Genomic DNA, 13,151 nt, shown 5'->3' with positions numbered 1-13,151 from the left:
CTTTTCATTTGATCTACTAACGGTAATACCTCAATTTAACTTATCTAACCCCAGACTCTTAGCTAAGTACTTGGTTCGATTCTTAGGTCCTTTACCCTTCGTTGTTTTATCCTCAATGATCAAATCAATACGAATCAGTTCATTAACCCGATCCTGACTTTCCAGAATCCATTGAATCTGCTTTTCTGTGAGCGTGTATTTTTGACAGGCCGCCCTCACCTTGCTGGCAATGTGAAGGTCCCCTAAGGAAGTGACATAATCTATCGTTTTGATGGTTTCTTCGGCTAAAAATTCGCGATTCAGTTTTTCACGATCCCGAATCGTGAAGGTCAGGGCCGTAATTTTTTTTCGCTCTTTAGCCGCCACTTCCCAATCAAAGAAAACGCCGCAATGCTCGGCTAATTCGTTCTGGGTATATTTGAGAATCCGAGTCTCAAAAAGGTTAAAGTTTTTGTAAGCCCCTAACTCGATGTCAAGCAGATTCTTGAGCGTATCTACCTCTATGGTCCAGGGTTCCTGCCGAGCTTTCATACTCAGCAGTTCGTACAATCGAATGGAATAATTGCTTTTGAGGCTGAGAATAGCTTGTAGATCTAGCGTTGAATACCCATTAGAAAGCTCCAGAAACAACTTCTTGGCATCTGGGTTAATTAATACTGTAATCTCTGAATTAACGCCTTTCTTGCCTTCGTATTTAGCTGAAATGATAGGAACAATGAATCCAAAATAATCATGACCAGGCTTGGAGTAATCAAAGTGAATTTTACGAGTTGTCAATCGCTCCAGAGATTCCTTAATTCGTTCCCGGTTAGTCTCCTTCAATTCCGACGCGTTAAAGGTTATTTCGAGAGCCTCGTGCTTCCCACCAAAGTCAGCCTTCATTCCCTGCTTTCCCTTGAGACTTAGCAACGTAAGTAAAACGATATGTTTTTCGACAGCCAAAAATTCCTGCCGTGTAAAATTCATCGTGTTACTGATCCGAACCAAACTCTTTTCTTTCATAGCCAAGTATTGTAGGGTCTCAGCAAATATACATCATCAAATTGCATCATGATTCTTTTATTTGATTTATTTCCCACCCACCTTATGCAATTTGATGCAATACCTTATGCAATTTGATGCAATTACTAAGGGGTAACTTTATGCAATTTGATGCAATACCTTATGCAATTTGATGCAATACCTTATGCAATTTGATGCAATAGAAACATTTTAATTATTGATAATCAATAGATTATCTCATTTATCCACACTCCAGCAATCAATCAATTAATTAATACTACATTTTATCAATTAATTTTCCCCCCACTTTTTCGGCCTGCGTCGGCTCCGCCGCACGCTCATTTTTTGAGAGGAAAAAGTTTTAAATCAATACGTAAAGGTCAGCGGTGAACTAAATGATTAGTTCACCGCTGACCTTTCACAATAAATGTTCTTCTATTCTCTTCAATTACGTATATCTTCATAATTTTTAATTAATTGATAATCAGTATATTAATAAAATATACCTTATGCAATTTGATACAATTAGAAGTGAAAAGGAAGAATTGATACTTTGATTATCAGGCACTTACCTACTAATTGCTCATCTAAAACCTGGTTTATGCAATTTGATGCAATTAAGGATTATATCTGGAGTATTTATTGTATAAACTCCTGACAATCAGTTTATATAATGACTTCATAGTATTACAACCGCTTCAACTACATGTGTTAGCAAGCTTTTACCTTATGCAATTTGATGCAATTAGGCACCTAAAATTTCCAATCATAGTTTCTTACCTCCTGTTATACAGGCAGTTAACAATGTGTTTCATTATACTTTTGGAGTTTATGCAATTTGATGCAATTAGAAAATATTAATAGCTTCCTTGATGCTAAACCTTTTACTTCAGGCATATTGGCTAACTATCTATTCACCAGACCACTAACCACATTTATTATATAAAATTTAATATATATAGTATATTAGTATACATATCAAAAATATATTCAATTGGAAATCTATTCACTTCATTTACATAAGCTTTTCTTCATCTGTTATTTATGTACCTGAAATTTAGTTTACATGTACAGAGGCCTCTATGCTTTGAGTCTATGTCTTTACTCCTATCCTGATCTTAACTAAGATCAGGGAACTTTAGAGTATTTGCATCACAACGATCAAATTATAAGGCTGAAAACGATCTAGAGCTTAAAAGTCAAAGAGATGGAGCTCCCTTCTTCTTATTTCACTGATCTACCTGTAATTATTCGTAGTCAAACCAACGAAACCTTACTGCTAATCCATTTTCCAGAAATACGATTGTTGGCCTGTTTAGAAAAGCTAGATGGGTTCGCATGATCTGCCTTTATTGGGATTAAGGACCTAAAACAGATATATACTAAATGATAGTATATTGATATATAAAGTATTTAAGAACTTCTATCAACCTAGGGTAGAAAATGTCTTCTTAATTAATCTCTTTCGTGAACTATATAAGATGTATGCAATATCTTTTATCGATTAATTGCTCTACTATTTAGCCCTCCCCTTCATCTATATATATTTTTTCATATACTTGTAAATGCTTAATAATTAGATAACTGTAATATTTTATGATATCATTATTGATATAAACTGTATATATACAATAGTTTATAATTTATATAGAATATGATAAGCTTATTGATATTAGTATATATATCGAAACTAATAGTATATTCGCTGCTCAAAGAAAACTCCATAACACTTATGATTTTCACTACAGGTGGGATTAAGGGCGGTAGCGGGAAAACAACTTTAGCGACCAATCTAGCCGTATACCTCAGTAATCAGGGAAGAGATGTTCTGTTCGTAGATGCGGATGATCAGGAATCCGCTCATGAATTTTCTGTACAGCGAGAAATGGCATTAGAAGGTAATAAAGGGTACACTGCCATTCGTCAGTCAGACAAAGAAGTACGATCTGAGGTGCTAAAATTGGCTAGCAAATTTGACGACGTAGTTATTGATACGGGTGGTCGTGATACAGCAAGTCAGCGAGCTGCTTTATCAATTACTGATGTATACATGGTACCATTTTACCCTCGTTCCTTAGACATCTGGACGCTAGAAAAGGTGGAGCATCTGATTTCAGAAATGCAGATAGTAAACCCTAAACTAAGGGCTATGTCTTTTGTTAACCGGGCTGACCCCAAAGGCATTGACAACCGGGAAGTAGGGGAAATGCTAAAAGAATCGCAGGTATTGACCTATCTGGATACGCCCCTGATCAATCGTAAGGCCTTTGCAAACGCCATTTCCTACGGACTTGGAATCCTGGAATTAAAGCCTGCGGATGAAAAAGCTTCAGCAGAGTTTCTAGCTTTATATGAAGCAATGCTAACAGCATTAAATCAGAAAGCGTAGAGAAATCACTTGATATATTCTATTGATATAAATTTTGTAGATCTCGTATACTATAATAGATATATAAACTATATATCTATAAATATCTAAATTGGTATCTTTTTTTGATGTAAAAATCTGTAAGTATGGCAATTGCAAAAAAACCATCTGTAGCAAAGTCTATTGTAGAGCCTGTGGTAGATGAGAAAAAAATAGAAGCTTTGATTAATAAAGGTGGATCATCTACCAAGGCAAAACCTGAGGTGGTAGATAACCTGGATGAAGATGCTGTGAAGACCGTATTACTTCGTTTGTATCAAAGTCAGTTAACGGAGATAGAAGAAGTGTTAGCGAAAATTCCCAAGCGACAGCGGCCTTCCCGGCATGCTTATATCATTCAGGCACTGGAAGAAAAAATTCAGCGAGATTTGAAAAAGAAATAAGTCAGTGTAGATAACGTACTATTTAGAGGTGAAGTACCTGATCTGACAATAGCTAAAGGAGGGTAGGGTAGAAGAGCCAAGTGAAGAAAAGCAATACGTAGTTCATGGTTGACTTTCTCACTGCTATTACGAGCTGAAGAGTCTATCTGTGTAGTAGAAAGCAAATATTAAACAGATAGACTCTTTAACTTACAATCAAAGGCTATAGATATATGCTGATTACTGGCTGAGTTTATTATTGGGGTTCTTTCCAGGGCTGCTGCTATAGCACACGTTTAACTATAGAGCTAACTCCTTTTTAAGAGCTAGAATTTTTCCAGCACTAAGCAGACTACGTCATTGTGGATGTAAGAACATTCGAAAGTCGCCATACTGAACTGTATTCATGAATAAGTAAATACTAACTGCCTGAGTAGTTAGCACATATTAGTACGGGCTTTTAAAACATTGTTGAACAGTCTCTAAAAGATAGTCCCTTAGCGTAAACGTCTTCAATACATAAGATATGTTATATATATATGAATGATATCTATTAAAATATAAAAAACATATAATAGTTAATACTAAAAATAGAATGCTCACAGAAAACATAAGTGATGGTAAATGCAAATGATTCCATAGTACTCGCCCTTATCCCAAACAAGTAACTATAATAAGTAGCTAACTATTTTCTAGTGTTGAGCACCCAGTATTCTTACATAGGTAGATGCCCTAAGAAGCTGATTGTTAATTCAATTAAAATCAGTTTTGTGGAGTTGATCAGGAGTGAAGCAGGCAAAATTCATACGATGGTAAAAGTTGATGCAGCCTATAAGCGTAATTATTGATCTCTCAACTACTAAACCGAATCCCTATCTTATTCACTCTAAAAGCCATGTCAATGATCCGTTTTGTATTATGCCTTACTATAGCCTTGTTTCTTACGGCGTGTTCTTCTACTAAAAACTGGCAGGGCAATTCGAATGATGAGTCTACTCAGGCTGAGTTTAAAGAGTTAAACGGTAAACAGCATTTCATACTACGTGTCCCTAGTAATGATACCTATCTATCGTACCGATTTACAACAGCAGCGGGGGCATTACAAGCTTCCATCAAGTCAGCCTCAGGATTTGTATTTAATGATAAAATTAAATCTTTAGAGGAAAAACGAATTCATGTGGTGAATCAGAAGGGGGCCACGTATAAGGTGATGTTAGAAGGTAATCAGGCTTCGGGCACTATGGATGTTCGTTTTGTATCCTCTAACCTATAGAAATTAGTTTGACTCTAGTGGCTTCCTTGTTATCCACGTCCTTCAGAAGTGAGTAGGCCGTTCGTCGATTCTTTTACGGAAAACTTGTGTTGGATCATCTGCTTTAGTATAGGTTTAGGTAGCACCTATGCTCAGATAAGTCTGGGCATAGGTGCTACCTTCCTTGAGCGAGTAAGGGAAGCGATAACTAAAAAATTAAGGTAACCCCCGCCTGTAAGGGAGAAGCATTACTTAGGATTGGGTTAATCCTTCGGGTTTGAGTGTTGATAGGAGAGAAGGGAAGGGCCTTCGCTTCTCTCTGGATGACAGGGATAATGAACATAAGGTAAACAACAAGAGTCCTATTGAATGCACGGAAAGGCCTACTTGTGGTTTTGCAGCTTCTTTAAATACCATTCTCTGCATTAACATAAAACCTTTACTTCTTACATTTCTGAGGATTGATGAAGGGATGCGTATTCGCTTGGCGTTTGACCGAAATACTTTTTAAACTCTTTGCTAAAGTATTTTCGATCATCGAAGCCTACGGCGTACGCTACCTCATAAACGGTTAGGGGCTGGCTGATCAATAGCTGTGCTGCTTTCTTAAGTCGAATGGTTTTTATAAAATCATTGACTGATAAATCCGTCAGGGCCTTTAATTTTCTGTACAGGACAGGGGTACTCATCGCTACTTCTGAAGCTAGCTTATTTACTCCGAAATCAGGGTGATCCAGATGAGCTTCTATGATGCTGATAAGCTTATGGAGAAAAACTTCGTCCTGTGTATTGATGGGAATTTGTTGCGGTTCAAGCGTCATCATGCGGCTGTATTTTTGCCGCATTTTTTCCCGCGAGGCCAGGAGGTTATGAATCTTGAGTTTGAGAATTTCAACGCTGAATGGCTTGGTGAGGTAATCGTCTACGCCCCGTGCAAGGCCACTGATTTGATGGGCCTGGCTTGCTCGTGCTGTTAACAGAATGAGAGGAATGTGGCTGGTCCGGTCATCCTGTTTTAGCTTCTCAGAAAGCTCCAGTCCATCCATTTCCGGCATGGTTACATCGCTAACGATTACGTCTGGAATCTGACTAGTGGCTAGTTGCCAACCTTCCGAGCCATTCCGAGCCGTTAAGATCCGATACGTAGGCAGTAGTGATTCCTGAATGAACGTCAGCACGTCAGGGTTATCTTCAATCAACAGCAGTAGCGGCCTTTGGGGATCATCCACCGAAGGGATAAATTCTTCCGACGGTACTGCAAACGAAGGCGTGCTAACCTTCCAGGAAGGAGCCTCCCCGAAAGGTTGATTTAACTCCTGAAAAGCATGCTTGGATAGGGCGATTGTAAAGGTGGTTAAACCGGTTCGGCCCGCCTCGGGAAGTGTACTCTCAACGGTTAAGGTTCCGTGGTGCAGTTCGACGATGCTTTTAGCCAGAGCCAGACCAATACCATATCCGGTATTCTGGTGAAGCAGCTCCTGCACCTGAAAGTAGTTGGTAAAGAGTTTTTTGAGGTGCTCAGGAGCAATACCCTGCCCTGTATTGGAAATTTGAATGCATACCTGATTAGCCTTCTCAATGATAGAAACCTCGATGCGGCCCTGTTTCGGCGTAAACTTAAAGGCATTGGTCAGCAAATTGTACAGTACTTTTTCCATCTGCTGAGGGTCAAAGTAGAGTTCAAAATGAGGAGTCTGGGCGTAAAACGACGTTTCTAGGTGATTGGATTGGGCTGCATCTTCAAAGGAGGCAAAAATTTCATCGACAAAAGCTACGATATTCAAACGGCTTACTTTAAGGTCCAGTTTTTGAGACTCAACTCTGCGGAAGTCCATCAACTCGCTTACCAGTTTAAGTAAGCGGTTCGAATGATTTTGTACATGCTGGAGCTGCCTGGAGGCAAAAGGATCCTCTCGCAGAGCCTCTATGAGCGTATCAACGGGTCCCAGAATCAGGGTTAAATGTGTACGGATTTCGTGAGAAATGTTGGTGAAAAAATTCAGCTTCAATTGGTGAAGTTCCTGATTTCGCCTAAGCGAAGCCCGCAGCCAGAGAAAACGAATAAGGATGAAAAGCAATCCGCTAAAACTACAGGCGTATAGCAGATAAGCCCACCAGGTGGCCCACCAAGGAGGAAGTATCCTAATACGAAGCGAAACGGGCTGGGGTGTCCAGATGCCATCATTATTGGCCGCTTTTACAAGTAAGGTGTAGGTACCTGGAGCAAGGTTGGTATAGGTAGCGGAAGGAATCTTGACGTAATTCCAGTTTTTTTCGAATCCCTGGAGTTGATAAGCATATTGATTTTTGCCCGGTTTGATATAGTTGAGCAGGGCAAAATCAACGGAGAAAATATTCTGATCGTGCGTAAAGGTAACCGTTGAGGTTGAGCTAATGTCTTGGGGTAAAATGCCTTCCCCGTCACCAACCTTCACGGCTTGATTAAAGAGTTTAAGTGAAGTAAATACCAGGGGTGGTAAGAATTGATTAAGGGCTATTCGGCTGGGATCAAAGCTAACTAGGCCGCTGTTGGTACCAAAGTATAGGGAACCCCAGGGACTTTTAAAGTAAGCCCGGGGGCTAAACTCGTTGGCTGGTAATCCGTCGCTGGTCGTATAGGTCTTAAAAGTCCCTTGTTCGGGGTTAAAACGGCTGAGTCCGTTCTCAGTACTTAACCATAGGTAGTGTTGATCGTCTTCGAGAATACCGAGCACATTATCATTGGCTAGTCCGTCTTTCTCCGTAAAGGTCGTTACCGATTTTCCATCGGGATTTAACAGACAAAAACCTCCGTAATAAGTACCCATCCAGATGCGTCCCTTGGCATCTTCGGCAACGCAGTTGATATCATCAGATTTTAAATGCAGGGTATTTCTTTTGGTAAACGAGGTAATCTTTTTTCCCGTGGCATCTACCCGGTTGAGACCAGATCCCGTGGCAATCCACAGGTTTTTCTTAGAATCCAGAAATAGGTTACGGATGCCAATCCCACTAATTTTCAGTGGACTGGAATGAATATCTATGGTCTGAAATTGGCCCGTCGCCGGGTCTAGTACACTGATGCCATTCCGATCAGTTCCCACCCAGATTTTTCCTCTGGCGTCTTCGGCCAGGGCAATAACATTGTCGGATGCTAGCGAATGAGGTTGGTTAGGATCGTGCTTGAAATGGGTAAAGCGTTGCGTTTGCGGGGAAAAGGCATTAAGACCGCCCAGGTGGGTACAGACCCACATTGTGCCCTTTTTGTCCCAATATAAACTCTTGATTAAATTGGAACTGATGCTAAAGGGCTGGGAGGGCTGGTGTTTATACGCGTGAAAAGTACCTTTTTGAGTATCGTAATAATTCAAGCCCCCGCCTTCAGTGGCGATCCAGAGTTTGGCTTGGTCATCGGCAGTAATGTAGCTGACGACATCGTTGCTGAGCGTATTCGCCTGTGGATGGTTTTGATAGATGGAAAAAGGCGTAGACGAAGAATAAACAATATCCACGCCTCGGTAGTAAGTGCCTACCCAAATGGATCCGTTGGTATCTTCAAAGAGTGAGTAGATCGAATTCTGACTCAGGCTTTTACTGTTTTCCGGGTCATGCCGGTAGATATGTAATTGTCTGAGAGCTGGATCATAGGTATATAATCCCTCCAAAGAGGCAATCCAGATTTTTCCCATTTTATCCGGCATAATCTTGCGGATGTTCGGATCCATTTGGGTAGGCAGCAAGGCAGAGAAGTGTTTCTGCTGATACAGATTTACTCCGCCATATTTGGTGCCAATCCATAGATTTTTCTCTGCATCTGTAGCCAGACTCGTGATGAAGTCGTCCGTTAGACCGTCTTTTTTGGTAAACCAGCGGCAACGGTAGGTACCGTTCTGCGGGCGAAGTCGAATTAACCCTTTAGACGTTCCAATCCAAAAGTTTCCTTCCGCATCTTCAACTATGCTTCTTACTTCCAGGGGTGGCTGGGAAGTGGGAGCTTTGAACAGAGCCTGAACGGTGGACTTTCGGGGATGGTTTAAAATACGGACGCCATTGGAAGTTCCTACCCAAATTCTTCCTTTAGAATCTTCAAAAAGGCAATGAATGGCCAGGCTATGGAGACCCTGCCGCTTTTCGGCGGAGCTGTTTGAGCGTTGAAAGACATCTTTTCGGGAATCGTAATAGTTAAGCCCCTGCGTGGTACCTACCCATAACTTACCCCGGGAGTCGGCGAGCAGGGAAAGAATATAATTATCCGAAAGGGTCGTTGAATCGGACGGATCATTTTTAAACACCCGAAAATTTCTCGTGTCGTAGCGATTAAGCCCGTAGCGAGTACCCATCCAGATAAAACCGTGAGCATCCTGAGCAATGGCTAATACCGAGTTTTGAGATAAGCCATTCTCTGAGCCCAGGTGATTAAAGGCAATGTTTTGACCCTGGCATAGGACCCCCCACAAAAGTCCAAGTAAGCCCAGAAGTGTTCGAAGTGTAGAGGGGTTCATGCTTTAAATACGACTACCTGTATGTTAGCAAGACGGTTCTTTTCTAATCTACCCTCTTGAAGAATCGAATATACCAGAATCGGGCAAATTTTAAAATGTGGTTTTTCCTGCATTCCATAGATTATTTTATAAAAGAAGCCCTAGGCCAAGTCTTATTCCAGAAGGCCCAAAACCTTATTTTCTGCTGTTTTTAAGATTTTCCCCCCATTCTTTAAGGATTTTGACCGCCCTGACTTACACGCTTGTCGGAGCTTTGCCAATCTAATCATCAAGCCTCTTTATATTACCTAACACTACTTCAATGATTCGTTCAAAGAAACGGAAGTCAGAGCGATTATCGCTACCAAACATTTCCCCTTACCGGGCCTGGCTTCAATGGACTCTTACCTGGGTAGGCGTGTTGTGCGTCTGCGTACCGGGTTTTTCTCAAGCCTTAAGACTACGGGGAAAAATTACCGATGAAAAAGCCGAAGCGATTCCCGGCGTTAGTATTGTTCTGAAGGGTACGTCTAAAGGGACCGTATCGGCCACTGACGGTACCTACGAACTAGTATTGAATCAGGCCGGAGGTACGCTGGTCTTTAGTTCCGTGGGCTATAAAACTCAGCAAGTGGAGTTAAGCAATCAAACGGAGCTGAACGTGACTTTGATAGGAGAGGATCAATCCCTGAACGAAGTGGTCGTGGTGGGTTATGGCACGCAGAAAAAGGTAAACATGACGGGTTCAGTAGCTACCATTTCAGCGGCTAGTATTGAAAACCGTCCCGTTACTAACCTATCTTCCTCGCTGGCAGGCTTAGCCGCAGGGGTGAGCGTGCAGCAGGGTTCTGGTAAACCGGGGTCGGATGGGGCAACCATTCGAATCCGTGGGAATGGAACGCTCAATAACAACAACCCATTGGTCATTGTCGATGGAATCATCAGCTCAATGGACGCCGTTAACCCCAATGACGTGGAAGGTATGTCGATTCTAAAAGACGCGGCTTCGGCTTCTATTTACGGGTCTTTGGCGGCTAACGGGGTGATTTTGATTACTACTAAAAAAGGTAATAAAAACAAGGTAAGCGTTACCTACACGGGTATGTTATCGATTACCCAGCCCATGAATACCATCAAGTTTGTGACCGATTACGCCCGGCACATGAATCTGATCAATGAGGCCTACCGTAACCTGGGGCAAAACAATTTGTTTGCTCAGACCACCATTGATGCCTGGCAGGCGGCGGCCCAGAATCCTAACGGTGTAACGGCAAATGGGGTAGCTAATGCTCTGGCCTATCCTAATACGGACTGGACTAAGACGATTTTCGAAAATAAGGTATTACAAAACCATAATTTGTCCATCAGCGGAGGCAGTGAAAAGTCGAGTTATCTGCTTTCGGCCAATTATCTGGGTAACCCCGGAACGATGGCAAATACGGGTACGGAACGGTACATCTTACGGGCCAATCTGGATAGTAAAATTACAAAATTTCTTACCCTGGGGACTCAGACCTACGCTTCCATCCAATCGTATGGATTAGGTAATACCAGTACTGCTTTTAACTTTTTAAGACAGACGACGCCAGGGGTAGTTCCTTTCTACGAGGGTCGTTATGGTTTTGCTCAGGCTCCCGAGGAGTCAGCTACGGCTAATAATATCCTGTCGTATCTGTATGGAACGGGGGGAGCGGACAAACAAAGTCGGTTTAATACCACACTGTACGCCACACTACAGTTGCTGAAGGACTTATCGTTTGAATCCCGCTTTAACTATCAGACCCGCCTCCGCGAAACCAATACGCATACCAATCCGATTGATCGCTGGGATTTTGCTACGAATACCCTTAAGCAGGCCGCCAGTGCTCCCGATCAGCTTTCCACCAATTACTCCTTTAACAAGGATTACGCAACCACACTGGATTTGGTGTTACGTTACAACAAGCAATTGGGGGATCATTCTCTGGGAGCGATTGGAGGCTTTAACCAGTATTATTTTAACTACTACAATCTGGCTGCCAGTAAAATGGGCCTGATTGATTACAACATCACAACCCCAGGGTCAGCAACCTTACCCACCACTACGACGGGAGGTGAATATGATTTTGCTCTGAAGTCATTCTTCGGTCGCCTGAATTACAACTTTAAAGATCGTTATCTGCTCGAAGCCAACGTCCGTTACGATGGTTCGTCCAAATTTGCTCCCGGTAATCGCTGGGGTGTTTTCCCGTCTTTTTCTGCGGGCTGGCGACTTTCAGAAGAACCGTTCATGAATGGTATCAATAATCATGTACAGAACCTGAAAATCAGGGGTTCCTGGGGGATGCTGGGGAATAACGTCATGAATACCGATCAAAGCCTGGGTAACTATGATTATCAGTCGCTCTACAGCACGAACGCCTATTCGTTCAACGGATTGGCCGTGACCGGACTTTGGAAAGGAAAAATTGCCAACCCTTTACTGAAATGGGAGAGTACAGTCGTGACGGACATCGGCCTGGAAGGTTCTTTCCTGAAAGGAGCCATCAATTTTGATATTGATGTGTACCGCAAATACACGGATGGTATTTTGACCACACCACCCATTCAACTGATTCTGGGAACGGCTACGGCACCGACCCAAAATACAGCCGCTGTGCTTAATAAAGGCGTAGAACTATCGCTGGGCTATCGGGGTAAGTCAGGAGACTTCCAGTTTGGTCTAACGGGAAATTTCGCGTATAACTATAACCGGGTGGAGCAGTATAAAGGCAAACTCGTAGAAGGGTATCAGGATGTCAATGGCGTTCGCACGTATACCTCCAATCTGGGGAATGTATCTTCTGGAGGCGATACCCGAATTTTAGAAGGGCATCAGATTAATGAATATTACGTTCGCACGGTTTACCAGGGCAAGGGTAACTATGTCCCTAGTGCGGATGGAAGCGTAGATATTCAGGCGGGCCCGAAGGATGGCATGATTCGGACACCCGGAGATTTGCAGTGGTTGCAGGATATGACGGCGGCGGGTTATGTCTTTCAGCCCGCGGGGGGCGTTGGAAAATCCAAAATTTATTACGGAGATCTGATTTACGCGGATAACAACGGGGATGGCATTTACGGCAATACCTACGATCGGCAGTTTACGGGTACCAACACGACTCCCAAATACAACTTTGGCTTGAGGGGAGATCTTTCCTGGAAAGGCCTTGATTTTTCGATGATCTGGTCGGGAAGTACGGGTTTTCAATACTACTGGAATGTGCAGGGCTATAATAACTCCACGCTTCAGAATGGCTTTGCTATTCCCTTGCAAGTAGCTAACGATCACTATTACTACAATGATGCCGATCCGTCTGATCCTGCCAATAACATCCAGGGTAAAGCCCCTCGGCTAAAAAATATAACCGATGCCCAGAATGCGGCTGTAGCCAGTAACTTCTGGCTTTATAATGCCGGTTATATCAAGCTACGTAACGTTCAGTTGGGGTATAGCCTTCCGCAAAGCCTGACTAAAAAAGTAGCTCTGGAGCGAGCCAGAATCTATGTGTCGGGCGAGAACCTTCTCCTGATTACCCGTTATCCGGGCATGGACCCCGAAGTGGGAGCAAGCGTGGATTATCCCACCATGCGTCAATTTATGCTAGGCCTGAACCTGACCTTTTAAA

6 protein-coding genes are annotated in these 13,151 nt (G+C 42.5%); 4 read left to right on the top strand and 2 right to left on the bottom strand.

Features of this window, described 5'->3' with window-relative positions; all coding sequences use genetic code 11:
- Positions 1 to 30: 30 nt before the first annotated feature.
- Positions 31 to 1,002 carry a replication initiation protein gene (locus QE357_RS20480; RefSeq protein WP_309711679.1) on the bottom strand — a complete coding sequence of 324 codons (972 nt, stop codon included), beginning with the start codon at positions 1,000 to 1,002 and terminating at the stop codon, positions 31 to 33.
- 1,732 nt (positions 1,003 to 2,734) lie between these two features.
- Between QE357_RS20480 and QE357_RS20475 the strand changes: the two genes are divergently transcribed.
- The 3 genes from QE357_RS20475 to QE357_RS20465 all read left to right on the top strand — a co-directional run bounded on the left by QE357_RS20475 (position 2,735) and on the right by QE357_RS20465 (position 5,065).
- A complete protein-coding gene (locus QE357_RS20475; RefSeq protein ID WP_307144340.1) occupies positions 2,735 to 3,391 on the top strand; it encodes an AAA family ATPase in 657 nt (218 codons plus the stop codon).
- 125 nt (positions 3,392 to 3,516) lie between these two features.
- Positions 3,517 to 3,813, top strand: coding sequence for a hypothetical protein (locus QE357_RS20470; RefSeq protein ID WP_309711674.1), 297 nt, complete (start codon positions 3,517 to 3,519; stop codon positions 3,811 to 3,813).
- An 874-nt stretch (positions 3,814 to 4,687) separates the two neighbouring features.
- Positions 4,688 to 5,065 carry a hypothetical protein gene (locus QE357_RS20465; protein ID WP_309711671.1) on the top strand — a complete coding sequence of 126 codons (378 nt, stop codon included), beginning with the start codon at positions 4,688 to 4,690 and terminating at the stop codon, positions 5,063 to 5,065.
- A 425-nt stretch (positions 5,066 to 5,490) separates the two neighbouring features.
- Here QE357_RS20465 and QE357_RS20460 read toward each other — a convergent pair whose 3' ends face one another.
- Positions 5,491 to 9,525, bottom strand: a complete 4,035-nt coding sequence (locus QE357_RS20460; protein ID WP_309711667.1) for a two-component regulator propeller domain-containing protein — start codon at positions 9,523 to 9,525, stop codon at positions 5,491 to 5,493.
- 301 nt (positions 9,526 to 9,826) lie between these two features.
- On the opposite strand from QE357_RS20460, the gene QE357_RS20455 reads away from it, so the two are divergent.
- Positions 9,827 to 13,150, top strand: coding sequence for a TonB-dependent receptor (locus QE357_RS20455; protein ID WP_309711665.1), 3,324 nt, complete (start codon positions 9,827 to 9,829; stop codon positions 13,148 to 13,150).
- Position 13,151: the final 1 nt, after the last annotated feature.

The organism is Siphonobacter sp. SORGH_AS_0500 (assembly GCF_031453245.1).
GTDB lineage: Bacteria > Bacteroidota > Bacteroidia > Cytophagales > Spirosomataceae > Siphonobacter.
Note: the sequence above shows the minus strand (reverse complement) of the source record. Positions and strands in the feature narration are given on the sequence as shown.

Excerpts from the sequence above, each read along its gene's own strand:
- QE357_RS20455 (WP_309711665.1), top strand. The coding sequence starts at position 9,827 with ATGATTCGTTCAAAGAAACGGAAGTCAGAGCGATTATCGCTACCAAAC.
- QE357_RS20460 (WP_309711667.1), bottom strand. The coding sequence starts at position 9,525 with ATGAACCCCTCTACACTTCGAACACTTCTGGGCTTACTTGGACTTTTG.
- QE357_RS20470 (WP_309711674.1), top strand. The coding sequence starts at position 3,517 with ATGGCAATTGCAAAAAAACCATCTGTAGCAAAGTCTATTGTAGAGCCT.
- QE357_RS20465 (WP_309711671.1), top strand. The coding sequence starts at position 4,688 with ATGTCAATGATCCGTTTTGTATTATGCCTTACTATAGCCTTGTTTCTT.
- QE357_RS20480 (WP_309711679.1), bottom strand. The coding sequence starts at position 1,002 with ATGAAAGAAAAGAGTTTGGTTCGGATCAGTAACACGATGAATTTTACA.
- QE357_RS20475 (WP_307144340.1), top strand. The coding sequence starts at position 2,735 with ATGATTTTCACTACAGGTGGGATTAAGGGCGGTAGCGGGAAAACAACT.